The organism is Qipengyuania gelatinilytica (assembly GCF_019711315.1).
In the GTDB taxonomy this organism is placed as follows: domain Bacteria; phylum Pseudomonadota; class Alphaproteobacteria; order Sphingomonadales; family Sphingomonadaceae; genus Qipengyuania; species Qipengyuania gelatinilytica.
The window spans coordinates 2,217,249-2,236,973 of the sequence record NZ_CP081294.1; the positions used below are offsets into that span (position 1 = coordinate 2,217,249).

Annotated in this window: 17 protein-coding genes; 7 read left to right on the forward strand and 10 right to left on the reverse strand. The window is 63.8% G+C overall.

Annotation, left to right across the window (positions count from 1 at the left end; genetic code table 11):
• Positions 1 to 15 precede the first annotated feature (15 nt).
• Positions 16 to 1,278, forward strand: a complete 1,263-nt coding sequence (locus K3136_RS11070) for a multidrug effflux MFS transporter (RefSeq protein WP_221432298.1) — start codon at positions 16 to 18, stop codon at positions 1,276 to 1,278.
• Here the strand turns inward: K3136_RS11070 and K3136_RS11075 are convergent.
• Genes K3136_RS11075 through K3136_RS11105 form a run of 7 tightly spaced genes read right to left on the reverse strand, consistent with a single transcriptional unit; the run spans position 1,275 to position 9,858 of the window.
• Positions 1,275 to 2,825, reverse strand: a complete 1,551-nt coding sequence (locus K3136_RS11075; RefSeq protein WP_221430373.1) for an acyl-CoA carboxylase subunit beta — start codon at positions 2,823 to 2,825, stop codon at positions 1,275 to 1,277. The two genes, K3136_RS11070 and K3136_RS11075, sit on opposite strands and share 4 nt — an antisense overlap.
• 57 nt (positions 2,826 to 2,882) lie before the next feature.
• Positions 2,883 to 4,754: an acetyl/propionyl/methylcrotonyl-CoA carboxylase subunit alpha gene (locus tag K3136_RS11080; protein ID WP_221430374.1), complete on the reverse strand. Its 1,872-nt coding sequence runs from the start codon at positions 4,752 to 4,754 to the stop codon at positions 2,883 to 2,885.
• Positions 4,755 to 4,792: 38 nt separating this feature from the next.
• Positions 4,793 to 5,779, reverse strand: coding sequence for a phytoene/squalene synthase family protein (locus tag K3136_RS11085; protein ID WP_247711336.1), 987 nt, complete (start codon positions 5,777 to 5,779; stop codon positions 4,793 to 4,795).
• Between the two features lie 29 nt (positions 5,780 to 5,808).
• Positions 5,809 to 6,390: an LOG family protein gene (locus K3136_RS11090; RefSeq protein WP_221430375.1), complete on the reverse strand. Its 582-nt coding sequence runs from the start codon at positions 6,388 to 6,390 to the stop codon at positions 5,809 to 5,811.
• Positions 6,387 to 7,925 carry a phytoene desaturase gene (locus K3136_RS11095; protein ID WP_247711486.1) on the reverse strand — a complete coding sequence of 513 codons (1,539 nt, stop codon included), beginning with the start codon at positions 7,923 to 7,925 and terminating at the stop codon, positions 6,387 to 6,389. Before K3136_RS11095 ends, K3136_RS11090 begins: the two co-directional genes overlap by 4 nt.
• A gap of 18 nt (positions 7,926 to 7,943) precedes the next feature.
• Positions 7,944 to 9,110 (reverse strand): lycopene beta-cyclase CrtY, encoded by a 1,167-nt coding sequence (gene crtY / locus K3136_RS11100; protein ID WP_221430376.1) that lies wholly within the window; start codon positions 9,108 to 9,110, stop codon positions 7,944 to 7,946.
• A gap of 19 nt (positions 9,111 to 9,129) precedes the next feature.
• Positions 9,130 to 9,858 carry a DUF2059 domain-containing protein gene (locus K3136_RS11105; RefSeq protein WP_221430377.1) on the reverse strand — a complete coding sequence of 243 codons (729 nt, stop codon included), beginning with the start codon at positions 9,856 to 9,858 and terminating at the stop codon, positions 9,130 to 9,132.
• Positions 9,859 to 9,966: 108 nt separating this feature from the next.
• Between K3136_RS11105 and K3136_RS11110 the strand changes: the two genes are divergently transcribed.
• Positions 9,967 to 10,842 carry a MipA/OmpV family protein gene (locus K3136_RS11110; protein ID WP_221430378.1) on the forward strand — a complete coding sequence of 292 codons (876 nt, stop codon included), beginning with the start codon at positions 9,967 to 9,969 and terminating at the stop codon, positions 10,840 to 10,842.
• Between the two features lie 58 nt (positions 10,843 to 10,900).
• Entirely contained in the window at positions 10,901 to 11,494 is a 594-nt protein-coding gene (locus K3136_RS11115) for a DUF2585 family protein (protein WP_221430379.1), read from the forward strand.
• Between the two features lie 4 nt (positions 11,495 to 11,498).
• On the opposite strand, the gene K3136_RS11120 is transcribed toward K3136_RS11115, so the two are convergent.
• Together K3136_RS11120 and K3136_RS11125 are read right to left on the reverse strand one after the other, a co-directional pair.
• Positions 11,499 to 11,975, reverse strand: coding sequence for a hypothetical protein (locus K3136_RS11120; RefSeq protein WP_221430380.1), 477 nt, complete (start codon positions 11,973 to 11,975; stop codon positions 11,499 to 11,501).
• A gap of 102 nt (positions 11,976 to 12,077) precedes the next feature.
• Positions 12,078 to 14,135 (reverse strand): S9 family peptidase, encoded by a 2,058-nt coding sequence (locus tag K3136_RS11125; protein ID WP_221430381.1) that lies wholly within the window; start codon positions 14,133 to 14,135, stop codon positions 12,078 to 12,080.
• 125 nt (positions 14,136 to 14,260) lie between these two features.
• Here K3136_RS11125 and K3136_RS11130 point away from each other — a divergent pair, with 125 nt between their 5' ends.
• Positions 14,261 to 15,535 (forward strand): metal-dependent hydrolase family protein, encoded by a 1,275-nt coding sequence (locus K3136_RS11130; protein WP_221430382.1) that lies wholly within the window; start codon positions 14,261 to 14,263, stop codon positions 15,533 to 15,535.
• A complete protein-coding gene (locus K3136_RS11135) occupies positions 15,532 to 16,479 on the forward strand; it encodes an MBL fold metallo-hydrolase (protein ID WP_247711337.1) in 948 nt (315 codons plus the stop codon). Before K3136_RS11130 ends, K3136_RS11135 begins: the two co-directional genes overlap by 4 nt.
• Positions 16,480 to 16,483: 4 nt before the next feature.
• Here the strand turns inward: K3136_RS11135 and K3136_RS11140 are convergent, their stop codons facing one another.
• Positions 16,484 to 17,278 carry a tetratricopeptide repeat protein gene (locus K3136_RS11140; RefSeq protein WP_221430383.1) on the reverse strand — a complete coding sequence of 265 codons (795 nt, stop codon included), beginning with the start codon at positions 17,276 to 17,278 and terminating at the stop codon, positions 16,484 to 16,486.
• A gap of 170 nt (positions 17,279 to 17,448) precedes the next feature.
• Between K3136_RS11140 and K3136_RS11145 the strand changes: the two genes are divergently transcribed.
• Both K3136_RS11145 and K3136_RS11150 read left to right on the forward strand, forming a co-directional pair.
• Positions 17,449 to 19,305, forward strand: a complete 1,857-nt coding sequence (locus K3136_RS11145; RefSeq protein ID WP_221430384.1) for a DUF885 domain-containing protein — start codon at positions 17,449 to 17,451, stop codon at positions 19,303 to 19,305.
• A 217-nt stretch (positions 19,306 to 19,522) separates the two neighbouring features.
• A complete protein-coding gene (locus K3136_RS11150; protein ID WP_221430385.1) occupies positions 19,523 to 19,672 on the forward strand; it encodes a hypothetical protein in 150 nt (49 codons plus the stop codon).
• Positions 19,673 to 19,725 lie beyond the last annotated feature (53 nt).

Consider the following 19,725-nt stretch of genomic DNA (forward strand, 5'->3'; position numbering starts at 1 on the left):
CGCCATTTTGTGCAGATGCGAAACGATCAACTTGCCGGTGGCGAACGCCCGCTTCCCGACCGCGCCCGGCGCGCGGCGATCGGCGAGCGCGAGCTGATCTGGATGATGGCGCTGCTGATGGCGTGCAACGCTTTCGGCATCGATGCCATCCTGCCTGCCCTCGACGCACTCGCGACCGATCTCGGCGCGGCTGGTAATGACCGCCAGTTCGTGGTCGGCGCATACCTGTTGGCCGCAGGCTTCGGGACGCTGGTGCCCGGCGCCTTTGCCGACCGCTATGGTCGGCGGCCCGTGCTGTTTACCGCGCTGGCATTCTACATCGGCCTTTCGATCGCCTGCGCGCTGGCGACGACCTACGATATGCTGGTCGCCTTGCGGGCAGCGCAGGGATTTTTCGCAGCGGGCATCATTGCCCTTCCGCCAGCGATCATTCGCGACCGTGTCGGAGGCGACAAGATGGCGCGCATGATGAGCCTCATTTTCGTGATCTTCCTGCTCGTTCCAGCCGTCGCGCCCAGCATCGGCCAGGCGGTTTTGGTGGCATTCAACGACTGGCGCTGGATTTTCGCGGCGATGGCCGTGCTCGGCTGCGCGATGACTGCCTGGGTCTATTTCCGCCTGCCCGAAACGCTGCACGAGGAAGACGTGCAGGAGATCCACCTGCCGACCATCACGCGCAACATGAAGAGCGCTGTGACCCTGCGCGAGACCATCGGCTATACGCTCGGCAGTGCGCTGGTATTCGGCGGGCTGTTCGGCTTCATCAATTCCTCGCAGCAGCTCATCGGCGAGGCTTTCGGCGCAGGCGACAAGTTTCCGCTGATCTTCGCGATCTGTGCCGGCTGCATGGCAATCGCGAACTGGTCGAACAGCCGCATCGTGGAGCGCTTCGGTGCCCGCAAGGTGAGCCATGCGGCGCTTTTCGCTTTCATCTTCGTGGCCGCCCTGCAGCTGTGGTTCGCCAACGACCCGAACGAAACGCTGTGGACCTTCGTCCCGCTTATGGCGGCAAACATGAGCCTGCTCGGCTTTATCGGTGCGAACTTCGGCAGCATCGCGCTCCAGCCCTTCCGGCATATCGCGGGTGCAGCCTCCAGCGCGCAGGGCTTCCTGCGCATGACCAGCGGCGCGGCGCTGGGCGCTTTTATCGGCTATATGTATGACGGTACGGCGCGCCCCTTGGCGCTGGCGCTTCTGTGCACGGCGGTGCTGAGCCTCGTCTTCGTGCTCTTCTCCGAACGCGGCGAGCTGTTCGGCGAGAAGATGGACGACAACTAGGCCTCGCTCTCCAGCCGCCTCCATGCAAGCCCGGCGAATTCGCACAGCAGCGGCCGCGTGTCGCGCGGGTCGATGATGTCCTCGACATTGAAGCGTTCGGCACTTCGGAAGGGCGAGGTGACCTTGTCCAGCCGTTCGCGAATGGCAGCGAGTTCTGCAGCGGGGTTCTCTGCGGCTTCAAGCTCGGACTTGTAAGCCACTTCCAGACCGCCCGCGATGGGGAGCGAACCCCAGTCGCCCGAGGGCCAGCAATAGCGGTACTGGAAAGTCTCGGCATTGCTCATCGCGCTGCCGGCAATGCCATAAGCGCGGCGTAGCACGATGGAGGCGAGCGGGACGCTGGCCTTGTAGATCGCATTCATCGCCTGCACGCCGTAGCGGATCGTGCCCGCCATCTCCGCCTCGCGTCCGATCATGAAGCCGGGGTTGTCGACGAGGTGCACGATGGGCAGGCGGAACTGGTCGGCGAGCTTTACGAAGCGTTCGACCTTTTCCGATGTCTTCGCCTCCCAGCTCCCGCCGAGATAGGACGGGTCGCTGGCAAGCACCATGACCGGCCATCCGTCCAGCCGGGCGAGGGCGGTGATGCAGGCGCGGCCCCACATGCGGCCGATCTCGAACACCGTGCCCTGGTCGAACACCATCTCCATGCATCGGCGCATCGAATAGACCTGCTTGTCCTCGCGCGGGACCAGGCTGAGCAGTTCTTCCTCGCGGCGATGGACCGGGTCGGTGCAATTCGAACGGCGGGCAAGCTGGCCGACATGTTCGGGCATGAAAGACAGGAAGTGGCGCGCCCGGGCGAAGGCTTCTGCCTCGCTGCCGACCTCGTCATCGACCACGCCGTTGCGCGTGTGGATGCCGCTGCCGCCGAGGTCTTCCTTGGCTTGGCTGTGGTCAGTCGAACCCTTGTAACTTTCGCCCAGCCCATCGACCACAGCGGGACCGGCAGCGAAGATCTGGCTAAGGCCCTTCACCATGATCGAATAATGGCTGGCAACGGTGCGCGCTGCGCCGAGACCAGCGGTGGGTCCAAGCGCGAGCGCCACGACCGGCACCGTGTCAAGATTCTTCACCACGTCGGACCAGCCGGGCACGGCGGGAATGTATGTCGCGCCGATCTGTTCGAGTGTCTTCACCGAGCCGCCGCCACCTGTGCCGTCGATCATGCGGATGAGCGGGAGCTTGAGCTCGTGCGCCATCTTCTCGGCCTGCACCATCTTGCGGGAAATCCCCGCATCGGCCGCGCCGCCGCGAATGGTGAAATCGTCCGCCGTGGCCACCACGGGGCGGCCATTGATCAGCGCCTTGCCGAAGAGGAAGGGGGCGGGAAGGACACCGGTGAGATTGCCGTCCTCGTCATAATGGCCCTTGCCGGCGATCTTGCCGATCTCGCGGAACGAGCCGTCGTCGACCAGCGCCGCGAGTCGCGCGCGGGCATCCATCTTGCCGCGTCCGTGCTGGCGCGCGAGCTTGTCCGGCCCGCCCATCTTTTCGGCCATTGCCTCGCGGCGGCGCAATTCCTCGAGTTCGTTTTCCCAGCTCATTCGTGCCCTCACTCCTCGAAAAGGCACGCTTGCAAGCAACCGGCGGAAAGGGAAGCCCTATTCTTCTTTGGGCTCGACAACCGCCAGCACCGCCTCGACCTGCACCTGCCCGCCTTCGCTGGCCGATAGCTCGGTCACGGTCCCGTCGAAGGGTGCGGTGAGCGCGTGCTCCATCTTCATCGCCTCGAGTACCATGAGGCGCTGGCCTGCGGTGACCGCATCGCCCTCTGCCACATCGACCGCGATGACCTTGCCCGGCATGGGGGCGAGAATGGCGCCGTCGCCCGCCGCAGCGGCGCCCGAGCCGCGGGACTGGCGTTCGAAGACGAAACTCTGCCCGTCCGCGAAGACCACTGCACGCTCGGGATCGACGAAACCGGTGGCGAGGCTGTCGACATGCGAGCGAGCTGCTCTGACCGTGCGTGTCTCGCCCTTGTGGGTGAGCGTTGCGTTGAGAACGCCCGGCGCGTTGAGGCGCAGGCCGATCGGGAGGTCCTCGTGCTCTTCGGTCTCGGCAAGAGCGATGAAATCTGCAGCGGTCTGCCAGATATCGTTATCGGCCTCGTCTGCCGACACCAGCGTGTCGATCTTCGCTTCGATGAAGCCGGTGTCGAGATTGGCGTCCTCGAAATCCTCGTCGCGCAGACAATTCGCGATGAAGGCCGCGTTGGTTTTCACCGGCCAGATTTCGACGTTTTCGGCGATCTCGGCGAGCTGGTCGATGGCCTCGGCACGGGTCTCTCCCCAAACGACGAGCTTTGCGACCATCGGGTCGTAGAAGGGCGATATCATGTCGCCTTCCTCGACGCCGGTCTCGATCCGGCCCTCGACACCGAGGTCGAAATGGTCGAGCCTGCCGGTCGAGGGCAGGAAGCCACCTGCGGGGTCTTCTGCATAGAGGCGCGCCTCGATCGAATGGCCGTCGATGAAGAGATCGTCCTGCTTAAGCGGGATCGGCTCACCGCTTGCCACGCGCAGCTGCCACTCGACGAGATCGACACCGGTGATCTCCTCGGTCACCGGGTGTTCGACCTGAAGCCGCGTATTCATTTCCATGAAGAAGATGCGGTCGGCGCGCAGGCCTTCGCTGGCGTCGGCGATGAACTCGATGGTGCCTGCACCTTCGTAATCGACCGCCTTGGCGGCGCGCACGGCGGCGGCGCAGATTTCCTCGCGGGTGGCCTCGTCCATGCCCGGCGCAGGAGCTTCCTCGATCACCTTCTGATGGCGGCGCTGGAGCGAACAGTCGCGTTCGAACAGGTGGACGACATTGCCGTGGCTGTCGCCGAACACCTGCACTTCGATATGGCGAGGCGAGGTGATCCACTTTTCGAGCAGCACCTCGTCATTGGAGAAGCTGGCCTTGGCTTCGCGCCGGCAGCTTTCGAGGCTCGCTTCGAAGTCTTCCGCATTGTCGACCTTGCGCATCCCCTTGCCGCCGCCGCCCGCGACAGCCTTGATCAGCACGGGATAGCCGATGGCGTCGGCTTCCTGCTTGAGGCGGCTGGCCGACTGGTCTTCGCCCTCGTAGCCCGGAGTGACCGGCACACCAGCGTCGCGCATCAGCCTCTTCGCGGCGTCCTTGAGGCCCATCGCATCGATGCTCGAGGGCTTGGGGCCGACCCAGATCAGTCCCGCATCAATCACCGACTGCGCAAAGCCTGCGTTCTCGGACAGGAAGCCGTAGCCGGGATGGATCGCCTCTGCGCCGGTCTGCCTGGCCGCGGCGATAATCTTCTCGCCCACGAGATAGCTCTCGGCGGCGGGCGAGGGGCCGATATGCACTGCCTCGTCGGCTGAACGCACATGCAGCGCCTTGGCATCGGCATCGGAATAGACCGCCACGGTGGCGATACCCATCTCGCGGGCGGTGCGGATGATACGGCAGGCGATTTCGCCGCGATTGGCGATGAGGAGTTTCGAAATCATACGAATGCGCGCTAGCCGTAGCGGCGTGCCGCATCAAGCTACCAACCGGCTACTGGCCGGAAATCGTGGCGCGACCAGATGATCGGTTCCTGCGGGCCCGCAGGCCGGTTCCAGATCGCCTGGAAGAGAGCGGTGGTCATGTGCCATGCCTTTTCCGGACCGCTCACCCGGGTTCGGCTGTCCCAGGCCAGCTGGCCACGGGTCAATACCTTGCGCCCGATCGCGCCGTAGATATTGGCGGCCGAGAGCACGGCCCAGCGATGGCGGAAGCGCAGGCGTTTCGCACCCAGCCTTGCTGCGGCCTCGTGCTTTTCCATCAGCGCGATCATGCGCGGCATCAGGCTTGCTAGGATGAAGCGGTTTTCCGGCTTGGCATGCTCGCCGGGGGCAAGACCGACCTCTGCCAGCCATTCGGCGGGCAGGTAGACACGATTGGCAGCGGCATCTTCCACGATATCGCGCGAGACATTGGCAATCTGGAATGCGAGGCCGAGATCGTTCGCCCGGTCGAGCGTTTCGCCGTCATCGGGATGCACGCCCATGATGTGCGCCATCATGATCCCGACCGCGCCCGCGACGTGGTAGCAATAGCGCAGCATGTCGCGCTCGTTCTTCGGACTGAACCCGGTCGCGTCGAGCGCGAAACCACCGATGACGTCGTTCGCCATCTCGTAGGTCAGGCCGCATTCGTCGGCCACCAGGCCGAAGGCATCAAAGGCGAAGTCGGCGGTTGGCTGTTCCTCGAGCGCGCGGCGGGTGAGCACGCGGATCGCCTGGATCCGGTCTTCGGCTTCCTTAGGCGTGCCCTGGTCGCCCAGCGGGCCGCCCTTGTCCTGGTTGTCGGCGATATCGTCGCAGCGGCGGCACCAGGCATAGAGCAGCCAGGCGCGCTCGCGCGTGGCCTTGTCGAACAGCCTAGAGGCGGCCGCAAAGCTGTGCGAACCGACTTCGATCGATTCATGCGCCTTTTCCACCAATGCACGCCGTTCGCGGCCGCCGCCCGCCCTGGGAACGGTCGGCCTCATGTTCTGCGTGGTGAGGGGGCGGGGCTTGTTCAGAGGTCGGATGCCTTCATCTTGAAGATCGGAGTATGCGGCTGGTAGCTTTCCATTTTCTCCAGCAACGCACTTAACGTCTCTTCGGCAATGATGATCCCTTGGTGCGCGGGCCGGACAAAGCCGACCTCGGCCATATGGCGGTTGAAGGCGATCAGGTGGTCGTAGAAACCGAAGGCGTTGAGCAGGCCGACAGGGTTGTCGTGATAGCCGAGCTGGGCCCAGCTGACCGCTTCCCACAATTCGTCCATCGTGCCGACACCGCCGGGAATGGTGACAAACCCGTCCGACAGGTCGGTGAACTTCTGCTTGCGCTCATGCATGCCCGAAACCGTGTGCAGTTCGGTGCAGTCGTGGTTCGAGACCTCGCTGTTGGCCAGCGCTTCGGGGATGATGCCGATCACCTCGCCGCCCGCATCGAGCGCGCCGGACGCGACCGCGCCCATCAGCCCCAGACGGCCACCACCGTAGACGACACCGATGCCGCGTTCCGCAAGGCCGGCACCGACTTCGCGTGCGAGTTCGAGATAACGCGGGTCCTCGGGGGATGCCGAACCGCAATAAACCGCAAGTCGCTTCATTCTTCGATCAAATCCTCTACCATCAATCCGGCAGTCGCCTTTGCGCTGCCGACCACGCCGGGAATCCCGGCGCCCGGATGCGTCCCTGCACCGACAAGGTAGAAATTGTCGATCACGTCGTCGCGGTTATGCCCGCGGAAGAACGCGCTCTGCGTGAGCAGGGGTTCGAGACTGAAGGCGCTGCCCTTGTAGGCGTTGAGATCATGCGCGAAGTCGCGCGGGGCATAGTGGAACTTGGTCCTGATCCGGCCATGCAGGCCGGGGATCAGGCGGCGTTCGATCTCGTCGAGGATGCGCTTTTCCAGCACCGGGCCCATCTGCTCCCAGTCGACCGAAAGCTTGCCCATATGGGCCACCGGCACCAGCGCGTAGAAGGTGCTCATGCCTTCGGGTGCCACGCTGGGATCGGTCACGCTGGGGTGGTGCAGGTAGATCGAAAAATCCTGCGGCAGGACGCCGTGGTCGTAGATGTCCTCGAGCAGGCCCTTATAGCGCGGGCCGAACAGGATCATGTGATGCGGGATGCCCGGCCAGGTCCCTTCGACACCGAAGTGGACCACGAAGAGGCTGGGCGAGAACTTCTTGCGCGACAGCGACTTGGCATAGCTTTCGCCGCGCTTGGTCCCGGCCAGGAGGTCCTTGTAGCTGTGCATGATGTCGGCATTGCTGGCGACCGCGTCGAAGCGCTGCCTGAAGCCCGAATGGGTTTCCACCTCGCTGGCCTTGTTGCCGAGCGTGTGGACCTGCACGACCGGGTCATGCAGGCGGAAGGTGCCGCCGATTCGTTCGAAATGCTTCACCATGGCGGCAATCAGCCGATTGGTGCCGCCCTTTGCCCACCAGACGCCGCCGTCCTTCTCCAGCTTGTGGATCAGCGCGTAGATGCTGCTCGTCTTCATCGGGTTGCCCCCGACCAGCAGGGTGTGGAAGCTCAGCGCCTCGCGCAGCTTCTCGTTTTCGACGTAGCTCGACACCATCGAATAGACGCTGCGCCATGCCTGTTTCTTTGCCAGCGCGGGTGCCGCCTTCATCATCGACTTGAAGTCGAGGAAGGGGACATGGCCCAGCTTCACATAGCCTTCCTCGTAGACGCCCGCGGCATAGTCGAGGAAGCGCTGGTAGCCTGCGACGTCCGCAGGATTGAGCTCGGCGATCTCGCGGAAGAGTTGTTCTTCGTCGTTCGAATAGTCGAAATTCGTGCCGTCGGGCCAGTTCAGCCGATAGAAGGGCATGACCGGCATGATCTCGATGTCGTCCGCCATGTCGTGACCGGTCAGCGCCCATAGTTCGCGCAGGCAATCCGGATCGGTGATCACGGTCGGCCCGGCATCGAAGGTGTGTCCGTCCTTTTCCCAGTAATAAGCACGGCCACCCGGCTTTGCGCGCGCTTCGATCACTGTGGTGGCGATGCCGGCCGATTGCAGGCGGATCGCAAGCGCAAGCCCGCCAAAGCCCGATCCGATGACGCAGGCCGTCTTGCCCGTAGGCTCGGGAATGATCGGGCCGTCGCCCGAAGCGGCAATGGGAGAGGACATGATTTCGGCGTTCATGGATTATCCTTGGACGAGGGGCGCGCCCTTGCCAAGCAGCGCCTTGATTGCTCGACCGACAGGTACGGGCGGCTTTCCGGTAAGGATGCGCAATTTGTCGAGCGGAGTGGAGCGGGCGGCATAAAAGCGTGAAATGAGTGGTTCGGGCAGACGGTAGAAGCGTTCGAACACCCTGTATCGTTCCGCAGGTTTCGCCGCTTCGAACAGCATTTTTCCCAGCAGGCGGTAATAGGCTGTGCGTTTCCAGTGCGCGTAGGCGCGCTCCTCCACGAAATCGGGCAGACTGGAGAGGTCTTTGGCGCAAGCACCGGCAATCGCCAGCGCGTTTTCTGCGGCGATCGGAAGGGTGTAGCTGGTCAGCGGGTGGACGAAGCCGCCCCGCGCACCGGCCAGTGCAACGCCCGGACTTGCCAGCGATGCGCGATAGGCCGAAAAATCGCCGCCCGTTATCACCGGCAGGACGCCGGTTTCTTCGTGAAGGGTTTCGGTCCGCCAGCCCTTTTCCGCGCAATATACGGCGATCCTCTCGCGCAGCTCGGGGGCGTCGAGCACCGGACTGTCCGCGTAATAGGTGTCCTCGACGAAAATCTCGTCGGCACCGAGCGGGAGCAGGTAGACGAAGCGATAGGCGCCCGGCTGGTCGACTGCCGCGTCCATGATGACCGGCCTGTCGATGCCATGAGGCTCGGCGGTTCGAAGATGCTGGCCGAGGAAGACCTGCCAGCCGCCTTCCAGGTGTTCGCTGGGAACAGCGTCGCGGCAGTCGATCACTGCCTTTGCGGCGATGCGTTCGCCGCTCTCCAGCGTCACGCCCTGACCGTCGAGACCGACGACGCGCGATCCGGTCCGGATCGCTTCCTGCGGGAGCAAGCGGCGCAGGGCTGCATCGAAATCGCGACTGTCGAGCGAGCGGTAATTGCCTTCGAGGCGCCGCTCGTGGGCGGGAAAGCGTACCTCGTTGCCGCCGCTCCATTGCGTCTTGTGGAACGGGTCGAGCAGCGCAGTTTCCCGTGGGTCGAGATCCCCTTCGAACCAGCTCCAGCGGTGATTGCCGCCAAAGCTGTCACCGGCTTCAAAAAGGCGGACTGACAGCTGCGGTGCCGCACGGGTAATGGCGAGCGCGGTGAGGCCTCCGGCAAGGCCCCCGCCGATGATGGCAATATCGGGCATCGCGCCGTCCTGCCGCGCCTCAGCCTCCCGCGATATGCCGCTCGGCGGCGGTCTCGATGGCGGCCTCTATTTCCTTTTGGCGCGCGGGAGCCATTGCCGCTTTTTCCATCTCGGCGCGGATCGGCAGGACGATGGCCTGCAGGCCGTTCATCTTCATGAGGGCGGGGTCGGTGGTGAAGAGCCTAACCAGTTCGGCCTGCTCCTGGGCACTGAGCGCACCGACGATCTGGCCGGCGCTCTTCCTGATATCCGTGTCGAAGTCCCTCATGTCGATCTCGCCATTGGCAATTCCGCCCTCGATCATGGCCCGACCGTCCATCGTACGGCTCAGTCCGCCGAGCATTTTCGCGCCAAGCGGCGAGCGATAAAATTCGGCAATCCTTGCAGCCTCCTGCTCGGTCAGGGCTTCGGCAAGCGCTGCCACGTAGCGCGGACGGTATTCATCCTGGATTTCCTGGCTATGGCGCGTGATAATCGGGCGGCCCGCGTCGATCATTGCATCGAACAGGCCGGGGTATGCGGCTTCAGCGGCGACCATGTTCGGATCCGCCTGCCAGAGCGAGCGGACCACGGCCAGCTGGTTGTCGATGACCATTTCCTGGTCGATCCCGTCCTGCATTGCCGCGACCAAGTCGGCATAGGCTGTCGGCTGGGCCGGCTGGCTGGCGGCATTATCTTGCGCGAGGGTTGATACGGGAAGGGCGAAGGCCAGGCCGAGCGATGCGGCTGCAATCAAAAGCTGTTTCATAGGCTTAGTTCTACGGCGGAAGGAGGCATGGCGCAATCGTGTGCTTGCCTCTTGTGGAACGCGCGGGCGACCAAGTCGTTTGCACGCAATAACAGAGGGAAATCCAGAATGAATCGCTTCCTGCCCGTGGCTGTTGCCGCAATTGCTTTCGCCGCGCCCGCCATGGCGCAAGAAGTCGAGGCGGAACCGCCGGCATCTGCTGGACCGCCTGAAACCGTGTTCGACGGCGATTACCTGAGCGTAGGCGTCGGTGTCGGTTACAATCCCAGCTATTCGGGCAGCGACGATTATAACACCAATATCCTGCCGATCGTGCAGGGTTCGCTCGGGGGAATCGGCATCAATCCGCGGCCCGCGGGTCTTGCGCTCGATCTCGTGCCCGATCCCGACGAGGGGATGGCGTTCTCGGCAGGTCCGATGTTCCGCCTGCGCAGCGACCGCACGGATGTCGACGACATCAACGACGATATCGTGGCCGCTTATGGCGAACTCGACCGCGCCTTCGAGATCGGCGGAAGCGTCGGCGTCAAGTTCCCCAAGCTGCTCAACCCCTTCGACAGCCTGAGCTTCAACCTCGATGCGACATGGGACGTGGCCGGAGCGCACGATGGCATGACGATCAGCCCGAGCGTCACCTATTTCACACCGCTCAGCCGCGCGACGGCTGCTTCGCTATCGCTCAGCACCACCTTCGTGGACGACAATTTCGCCGATTATTACTACTCAGTGCCGACCATCAACACGCTGCTGCCCGATCCCGACGTCCTGCCCGGCTTCCAGGCCGAGGGCGGCATGCAGAGCTACGGCGTCAACCTGCTGCTCGCGCATGACCTCAGTGGCGATGTGACCGATGGCGGTCTGTCGCTGGTCGGCATCGGCGGATGGTCGAAACTGGTGGGTGATGCGGCCGACACGCCGTTTACTTCGATTCGCGGCGACGACGACCAGTATTTCGTGGCCCTTGGCGTGGGATACACTTTCTAGCGGATAGAATTCGGAGGCATCTTGCGGGCTTGGCGCAGAGCTGCGCAGTCTCGCCCGCATGACTGCAAATCCGCTCTCCCCGCATCGCAAGGCCGTTATTGCCGCGCTAGTCATTACGCTCGTCACGCTGGCGATCCTGTTCGCAATGGATCGCCCGCCGATCTGCACATGCGGCTATGTCAGCCTGTGGTACGGTGACATCAACGCCTCGGGCAACAGCCAGCACCTGTCGGACTGGTACACGCCGAGCCACATCATCCACGGGATGATCTTCTATGCGCTCGGCTGGCTGCTGTTCACGAAGTGGGGGCTGGGCGGCAAGTCAGCGGGCAAGTGGAGCTTTACGCTTGCCGTCGCGATCGAGGCGGCCTGGGAAATCGTCGAGAACACTCCCTTGGTCATCGACCGCTATCGATCGGTGACGGTCAACTGGGGGTATTCGGGCGACAGCATCATCAACTCTCTGGCCGATATCGGCTGGATGAGCTTCGGCTTCTATCTCGCTCTCAAACTGCCGGTGAAAGTCACGATTGCACTGGCGATCATCATGGAGATCGTCGCGGCGCTGGTGGTGCGCGACAACCTGACGCTCAACGTGATCATGCTGGTCTACCCGTTCGAATTCATCCGCGAATGGCAGGCCATGGGCTGATCGCTTAGTCCTTGGCGCGACGCACGGCCCATTCGGCCTTTTTCTTCTCGGCCCAAGCTACGCGTTCGCGCAGCTTGCCCTCGTAAGGAACGCCAGAGGAAATGGGCAAAGCCTTCACCGGGCCGATGTCGAGGCCATAGATCCAGTCGTTATTTCCGAGGTAGGCGCGCGCAGGGACACCTGTTTCAAGGTCGCCCTCCACCTTGCGGATGCTGCCGAGGTCGACCGACAGGATCCATTCGGAATGGTTGTTGGCGAACAGCAGGTGAGCAGTCGCATCGTCTTCGCCGAGAGGCTTGAAATAGCGCACGGTGCCGGTCCGTTCGCGCCCCCCGGAATAGGCGCGGCGGCGGTCGAACCGCAGCTTTGCGTGGGATATCGATGCAAGGATGGTCACCACGCCGAAGATGACGAAGATCACCGCCATGGCGGTCGGCATGTCCTCCAGGTCGGGGAACATGCGCAGTCCGGCAGCCAGCATGACGCAACCGACCAGAAAGCCCAATAAAGCCCGCAAGAAACCCGCCTCCCGAAATGGTCCGGAAGGCGGGTTATAGCTGGACTGGATTAAGATTTAATCCCTTCAGTCTTCTTTTGCAGTCGCGCCGGTCGTGCCTTCGGGCAGGTCGGGGCGCGTGTCGGGCAGCGGCGCATCGCGGTCGCCCGTCTTCAGGTAGGTGTCGAACCAGCGCATCATGCGCAGGTTGTAGTCGTAGCGCGCGGCCGCCTTCTGGTTGCCATGGCCTTCACCCGGGTAGAGCACGAGGCGCACCGGCACATCGGGCTTGCGCACCTTCATCGAGCGATAGAGCTCGTAGCTCTGGCTCGGCGCGACGCGCGTGTCCTCGGCACCGTGCATGATCAGCAGCGGGGTGTTGGCCTTGTCGACATGGTAGATCGGCGAGACTTCGAGCATCGCCTGCCAGTCGTCCCACGGCCACTTGCCCGAGTGGACATTGTACATCTCGTAGGGAATGTCGGTCGTGCCGAATTTCGAAATCTGGTTCGAAATGCCGACGAACATGACGCCTGCAACGAATTCGTCGCTCAGCGCGGTGGAACTCCACGCGGTCGCATAGCCGCCATAGGAACCACCGGTTACGCCAACGCGGTCCGCATCGGCGATGCCTTCGGCCACCAGCGCACGCTTGGCATCGACCAGGTCGGTGAATTCCGGATCGGTGTAATTGCCCGTGTGCTGCTTGGAGAAAGCGGTGCCGTAACCGGTCGAGCCGCGATAGTTGGGCAGGAACACGGCATAGCCCTGTCCGGCAGCGACCTGTCCGGGCTTGGAATAGGCGGTCTGCCAGCCATTGCTGTCATGCGCTTCGGGGCCGCCATGCACGTTGAGGATCAGCGGTGCGCCGCCGCGCGGGGCTCCGCCGACCGGCTCGATCAGTACGCCTTCGACTTCCTGTCCGTCGCGCGCGGTGTAGCGGAAGGTGCGCTGCTTGCCGAAGTCGATTTCCGACAGCCAGCTGTTGTGCTGCGTCCAGCGGTTGAAGCTGCCGTCCTGCCACACGAACAGTTCGGTCGGGTGCTTCGGGCTGCTGGCCTCGACCGCGAGCGTATTGCCGCCAGCCTCGACGGTGGAGAGAATGAGATCGCCTCCGTCATGCTCTTCGGCCACGGTGCCATCGGCATTGTAGATGCGCAGTGCGCTCTGGGCGCCCTTGTGGACCACTAGAGCAAGACGGCCATCGGCGAGCCACTCGGCATCGACCGCGGCTTCCGGCGCGCCTGCATTGAGCGCGCGGTAGTTGCCCGTGGCCACGTCGACGAGGTGCAGCGTGGTGGCGGCGGGATCATTCATGTCGACGCCTGCGATCATCGAAAGCTGCTTGCCGTCGGGCGAGACTTCGATGTCACCCAGCTTGCCCGGCGTTTCGACCACGCGCAGCACCTTGCCGCTGGCGAGGTCGATCACGTGGGCGCGCTTAGACGTATATGCGTCGTCGATCTGCGGGGTCGGGGCGCTGTCGACCACGGCGGTCTTGCCGCCCGGGGCGATCTTGAAGGCGCTGACATAGCCGGGAATGGTCACGGCCACCGGCTCGCCATCGACCTCGCCGCCGACATTGGCGGAGAACAGGCGGTTGAGGCGGGCCTCTTCCTCATAGACGATGGCGTTGAAGCCGGCCTTCGATTCCTTGTCGCGCGCCTCGTCCTTCTCTGCCGAGGCGAGCATCCAGATGCGCGATCCGTCGGGGCTCCACGCGTAGGAGCGCACAGCGGCACCGTCGACCGCTGCGAGCTTGCGCTGCGCGCCGCCGTCAACCGGGATACCCCAGACGGCGCGGTCTTCCTCGCCATCGGACCACATGAAGGTGACCATGCGGCCGTCGGGCGAAAAGGCGATGCCCGAAACGGCCATGTCGTCGGGCAGGAAGTCGCGCGCATTGCCGGGCGCATAGGCCATCTTGAGCTGCTGCGTGGTGCTGCCGTTTTCCTCGCCGTCGGTGATGTCGGGCAGGCTGGCGGTGGTATAGGCTACGCGGGTGCCGTCGGGCGAGACGGCGATGGTGCCGACGCTTTCCAGCTTGGCAACGTCTTCGGGCGTCATCGGCCGTGCCTGTGCGGTTGCTGCGAGCGAGACGCCCGCGAGCAGGCTGGCGGCGACGGCGGTGGTGCGAAATAGCATTTGCGATCCTCTCCTGTTGGTCGGGCGCATTCATAGCGATGCAGCGGCGCATGGCAAACCGGGGGCTTGGCATGGCCGGGCCGAGCGGGCATCACCTCCCGCGAGAGACACAGGGGAGAGACTCGATGCGTACATTGCTTGCAGGGATTGCAGCCGGACTGATGGCGACTGCCGCGCCGGTTCTGGCGCAGACCACGATCATCCACGCCGACGGTATCGTCACCGATGCAAGCGAGCCGGTGAAGGGGCGCGTGACGGTTACGGTGACCGACGGACGCATCGTCAGTGTCGAGGATGGCTGGCAGGGCGTTCCCGACGGTGCGGAGATGATCCATCTCGAGGGCAAGACGCTCGTCCCCGGCCTGATCGACCTGCACACGCATTTGTCGGGCGACCCCAGCGGCGAATTCTGGCGCGCAGCCACAACGCCGCCCGAATGGAGCGTGCTCGTCGCTGCCAAGAATGCGCATATCACCGCCAAGGCCGGTTTCACGACCGTCCGCGACGTCGGTTCGCGCACCGACCAGGTGATGCAGATGCTTGGCCGCGCGACCGAGCAGGGCATGCTGCCGGGGCCGCGCGTGGTCACCAGCGGCCGGACCATCGCGATCGTCGGCGGGCATGGCGACATCAACGGCTTCCGCCGCGAAGTGAACGATTCGCTTGGCACCTCCTTCTCCTGCACCGGGCCGGTCGAATGTGCGGAGCGGGTGCGCGAAGCGTCGAAATACGGCGCGGACCTGATCAAGATCACGGCCACCGGCGGTGTGCTCAGCCAGCAGGGTCGCGGCCTTGAGGCGCACTTCACCGATGCCGAGATGCGCTCCATCGTCACCACCGCGGAATCGCTCGGCCTCAAGGTTGCCGCCCATGCCCATGGCGCGCGCGGGATCGAGGCCGCAGCGCGTGCAGGCGTGCACACCATCGAACACGGCACCTATCTCGACGAGGCGGCTGCGAAGGCCATGCGTGAAAACGGCACCACGCTGGTGCCCACGCTGATGGCGTTCGAAGGTATCAAGGACAACCTTGGCACAGGCTTCTACACGCCGGTTGTGGAGGACAAGATCCGCGCGGTCAGCGAATATGCGGGCACCATCGTCGAGCGCGCCCGCCGCTGGAACGTGAACGTCGCTTTCGGCACCGATGCCGGCGTCTTCCCGCATGGCGAGAATGCAGGGGAGTTCGCCCTGCTCAAGGCCAACGGGATGAGCGACCGCGACGCGCTTGCCAGCGCCACCACGGGCGCTGCGCAAATCCTCGGCATGGAGGGCGAGATCGGCCGTATCGCGCCGGGCTATTCGGCCGATATCATTGCGGTCGAAGGCAATCCGCTCGAAGACGTGACCGTGCTCGAGGATGTCGACTGGGTCATGGTGCGCGGGCGCGTGATCGAGTGATCCGCGCCAGTCTTGCCGCCTGCACGCTTGCCTTGCTTGCAGGCGGTCCGTTGGGCGCCGAAGAACCCCGGATATGCCAGCGCGAGCTGGTCGTCCTTGGCGCGGGGCAGGATGCCGGCACGCCGCAGATCGGCAATGCGCAGGACGATGGCCCGCAATTGCTAGCGAGTTCGCTCGCGCTGATCGACCGCAAGGCGGGTGCGCGCTATCTCTTCGATGCGTATCCACAGATCACCGGCCAATTGGCGGCGCTCGACCGCATCGAGCAGCCCGCCGAGGGTCTGGGCCTCGACGGTATCTTCCTGACTCATGCGCATATCGGACACTACCTCGGTCTCGCCTATCTCGGGCGCGAAGCCGCGAGCGCAAATGGTGTGCCGGTCTATGCCATGCCGCGTATGGCCAAATTCCTGCGCGAGAATGGCCCATGGAGCCAGCTGGTCGAGCTTGGGCAGATTGAACTGGTGGCGCTGGGCGACGGGAAGGGTCTCCAGGCCGTGTCGCTAGCGCCCGACCTCGTGGTGGTTGCCTTGCCGGTGCCGCATCGGGACGAATTATCAGAAGCGGTCGGATATTACATCATGCCGGAAGATGGCGGCGGCGCCCTCTATCTTTCCGACATCGACAGCTGGGACGAATGGAGCGGGCCAGACGGACCGGTGCTGGCCACCATGCTCGCCGGGGCGGATCATATCTTCGTCGACGCAACCTTCTGGGACGACAACGAGCTTCCCGGACGCGACATGAGCGAAATTCCGCACCCGCGCGTCACTGAGACGATGGACCTGCTGCAGCATTATCCGGCTGACATGCGATCGAAGGTGCACTTCATCCATTACAATCACACCAATCCGCTGCGCGATCCGGATAGCGCCGAAAGCCGCGAGGTCGAGGCGCGCGGCTTCAATGTCGCGCGGCGCGGCGAGCGGATTTGTCTCGACTGAGGCGCTATTCGCCTGCGGCCAGTTGCCGCCAGCTTCTCGGGACCGAATAGCCCTTCGCTTCCTGCACCGCGATGGCGCGGCGAATGGTCTCGCGCGCGGCGGCCATGCCGTTGCGTTCCTGGATCGCGGCGAGATTGGCGAGGCTGCGCGCATCCTCTGCGTCGTTCAAGACAACCTCTTCGAGCCGCTTCATCGCCGAGCGGTCGTCACCTTTGGCGAGTGCCAGCGCGACCAGCGACCGGCGCGCTTCCTGTGCCCTCGCAGGCGCAAGCTCGCCGGTCGAAAGCAGCGCGAGCAGGCCTTCTTCGCGCAAACCGGCATCATCGGCATGTTGCGCAAGGGCAAACAGCTTTTCACTGCCGACGTGCCGCTCGCGCGCCGAATAGCTCTCGGTATAGGCGACGTGGCGATAGTGATCGATGGCGCCCGCCAGATCGCCTTCAGCGGCCAGGTCGTCGCCCGAGGCGAGGATGCAGACCACCGTCTTGCTGAGCAAAGGGTCTTCGGATTCGCAGCCCTTGCGCTTGCGCATGATGAACTTGTGCGTGTGCGGCGTCATGCCCGATTGCGGGGTGAGGCCGGGAGTGCCGACATTGGAGGCGATGCCGCTGTTGGCGAAATGCGCGGTCCTCGGCACGCGCGACCCCAGCGCGACGCGGCGCGGTTTCTCGTCGGGATCGGCAATAACGATGATCGGCGGGGGAGGCGTACCCTCTTCCTCCGTCTCGCCGGCGTCCTGCGCGATGGCACCGGCCGGAAGGGCGAGGGCAAAAGCCGCGAGGGCGAGGGCTGTCTTCATGCGTTCTCTCTCCAGCAGCGTAAAAGCATGGATGAGCGGGCCCATGTTGGCAACCGGGACAGGTCGCAATCGCGCCGTTCGTCGAAGCGGATACCGCAGCAATCGGGGAAGATTTCCAATTTCCGGCGACGCGCCTACAAGGCTCGCAATAGTTAACAGGGGTTCCAGAAATGAAAATCGTGACCGGTGCGCTGCTTGGTGTGTCCGCACTTTCGCTTGCCGCGTGTGCTTCGACGCCAGGCGAGGAAGTAACCGTGACGCAGACCGGGGAGTACGAACTCAGCGGGACGATGGAAATTCCCGATGCCGACGACCAGTCTGCCCACGACGCCCTGTTCGCGCTGTTCGAGGATGCCGACGAGCGCAATCTGAAACTCAACCCCATCGGCGCGCTGTTCCGCGGTGACATGCGCTATGCGGACCGGATCGGCGATTTCCTCACCGACGAGTACAACGATCTCTCGCGCGCCGATGCCGAGCTCAACCTTGCCAAGCTGAAGGAAATCAACCGCGCCGCGCTCTCGCCGACCGACCAGCTTGCCTATGACGTGTTCGAGTACAACCAGAGCCAGACGCTGAAGGCGCTGACGCCGCAAATCCTCGCGGTTACCGATGTGCGCCCGGTGAACCATTTCTCCGGCTTCCACACTTTCTATCCCGACTTCGCCAGCGGGCAGAGCGCAGCGCCGTTCAAGACGGTCGAGGATTACGAGAACAACCTCAAGCGCCACGCGAACTACGTCGAGCTGACGGATCGTTCGATTGCCCGCTTCCGGGAAGGCATGGAAAGCGGCGTGCTGGAAACCCAGCTGACGATCGGCAATGTCATCACCCAGCTCGATACGCAGCTTGCGCTCGATATCGAGGAATCGCCTTTCTGGATGCCGGTGACCAATTTCCCGGACGACTTCAGCGAAGCCGACCAGTCACGCCTGACAGGCGCATATCGTGCCTCGATCTCCGAGATTTACGCAGCCCATGCCCGCCTGCGCGATTTCCTGCGCGACGATTATTACGCAAAGGCCCGCGAAAGCGTCGGCCTTGCGCAGATGAAGGGCGGCGAGGCGCTGTACCGCCAGCTGATCGAGAATACGACCACGCTGCCGCTCGAACCCGACTACCTGCACAACCTCGGCCTGTCCGAGGTGGCGCGCATCAAGGAGGGGCTCGAGGACATCAAGGCCGAGGTCGGCTTCGAAGGTACGCTCAACGAGTTCTTCGACTACGTCCGCACCGATCCGCAGTTCAAGCCTGCAAGCCGCGAAGCGCTGACGCAGACCTATTACGACATCGGGAAAGCGGTCGACGACAAGATCGGCGACTACTTCTCGCTCGTTCCCAAGAGCGAGCTCGTGATCAAGCCTTACGAACCCTATCGCGAGCAGTTCTCCGCCGGCGGGTCCTACCAGAGCGGGGCGCCCGACGGCTCGCGCCCGGGCACCTTCTATTTCAACGCCTATGACCTGCCGAGCCGCCTGACGACCGGCAATGTCACGCTCTACCTTCATGAAGGCGCACCGGGGCATCACTTCCAGATCAGCCTCGCGCAGGAAAACACCGACCTGCCTGCGTTCATGCGCTTCGGCGGCACCACGGCCTTCGTCGAGGGCTGGGCGCTCTATTCGGAGACGCTGGGTTACGAGATGGGCTTCTTCGAGGACCCGTGGAACCGCTATGGCACGCTGCAGGACGAACAGCTGCGCGCCATGCGCCTCGTGGTCGACACGGGCCTCCACGCCAAGGGCTGGACCCGCGAGCAGGCGATCGACTTCATGCTGGAAAACAGCGGCATGACCCGCACAGAGGTCGTGGCCGAGGTCGAACGCTATATCGCCATTCCCAGCCAGGCACTCGCCTACAAGGTCGGCGCGCTGAAGATCCAGGAACTGCGCGCAAAGGCCGAAGAAGCGCTGGGCGACGATTTCGACATCAAGGCCTTCCACACGCAGGTTCTCGATACCGGCGGCCTCCCGCTGCCGGTGCTCGAAGCCAAGATCGATCGCTGGATTGCAGGGGGCGGCGCCTGAGGCTCGCTCCCGGCGAGCGGGACTACCGCCTCGCCTCGAAAAGCCGGTTTTTCCTGCCAGAATCCGTCCACGTCGCGGGCGACAGCATCCCTGCGCCTGCGCGAAACTGTTTCAAATCGGGACGTTAGCTGCGCAATCGCGGCGATTGGGGAACCTATTCGCCGCATAGGTGGTTTTACCGGTCAGGACGGAGGGAATGAGTTCATGGAGGTATACCATGTCTAGCATGTCCTTCCGCAGCAGCCGCCCCGACGGGTGGATCAAGCCCAAGGCCTATAGCGACGCCTCGCTGCGTTTTAAGGCCCACGGCAAGATCATCCCGATGGAGGAACCAGGTTTCCTGGCTCGTCTCTTCGGCCGGCGGTAAGCTGAGGGTTCAGTCGTAAAAGGGCAGGGGCCGGAAGTCGTATCGACTCCCGG

Bases quoted from the DNA above. Each gene is read 5' to 3' on its own strand.
- K3136_RS11070 (WP_221432298.1), top strand. From the start codon at position 16: ATGCGAAACGATCAACTTGCCGGTGGCGAACGCCCGCTTCCCGACCGC.
- K3136_RS11075 (WP_221430373.1), bottom strand. From the start codon at position 2,825: ATGAGCTGGGAAAACGAACTCGAGGAATTGCGCCGCCGCGAGGCAATG.
- K3136_RS11080 (WP_221430374.1), bottom strand. From the start codon at position 4,754: ATGATTTCGAAACTCCTCATCGCCAATCGCGGCGAAATCGCCTGCCGT.
- K3136_RS11085 (WP_247711336.1), bottom strand. From the start codon at position 5,779: ATGAGGCCGACCGTTCCCAGGGCGGGCGGCGGCCGCGAACGGCGTGCA.
- K3136_RS11090 (WP_221430375.1), bottom strand. From the start codon at position 6,390: ATGAAGCGACTTGCGGTTTATTGCGGTTCGGCATCCCCCGAGGACCCG.
- K3136_RS11095 (WP_247711486.1), bottom strand. From the start codon at position 7,925: ATGTCCTCTCCCATTGCCGCTTCGGGCGACGGCCCGATCATTCCCGAG.
- crtY (WP_221430376.1), bottom strand. From the start codon at position 9,110: ATGCCCGATATTGCCATCATCGGCGGGGGCCTTGCCGGAGGCCTCACC.
- K3136_RS11105 (WP_221430377.1), bottom strand. From the start codon at position 9,858: ATGAAACAGCTTTTGATTGCAGCCGCATCGCTCGGCCTGGCCTTCGCC.
- K3136_RS11110 (WP_221430378.1), top strand. From the start codon at position 9,967: ATGAATCGCTTCCTGCCCGTGGCTGTTGCCGCAATTGCTTTCGCCGCG.
- K3136_RS11115 (WP_221430379.1), top strand. From the start codon at position 10,901: ATGACTGCAAATCCGCTCTCCCCGCATCGCAAGGCCGTTATTGCCGCG.
- K3136_RS11120 (WP_221430380.1), bottom strand. From the start codon at position 11,975: ATGCTGGCTGCCGGACTGCGCATGTTCCCCGACCTGGAGGACATGCCG.
- K3136_RS11125 (WP_221430381.1), bottom strand. From the start codon at position 14,135: ATGCTATTTCGCACCACCGCCGTCGCCGCCAGCCTGCTCGCGGGCGTC.
- K3136_RS11130 (WP_221430382.1), top strand. From the start codon at position 14,261: ATGCGTACATTGCTTGCAGGGATTGCAGCCGGACTGATGGCGACTGCC.
- K3136_RS11140 (WP_221430383.1), bottom strand. From the start codon at position 17,278: ATGAAGACAGCCCTCGCCCTCGCGGCTTTTGCCCTCGCCCTTCCGGCC.
- K3136_RS11145 (WP_221430384.1), top strand. From the start codon at position 17,449: ATGAAAATCGTGACCGGTGCGCTGCTTGGTGTGTCCGCACTTTCGCTT.
- K3136_RS11150 (WP_221430385.1), top strand. From the start codon at position 19,523: ATGTCTAGCATGTCCTTCCGCAGCAGCCGCCCCGACGGGTGGATCAAG.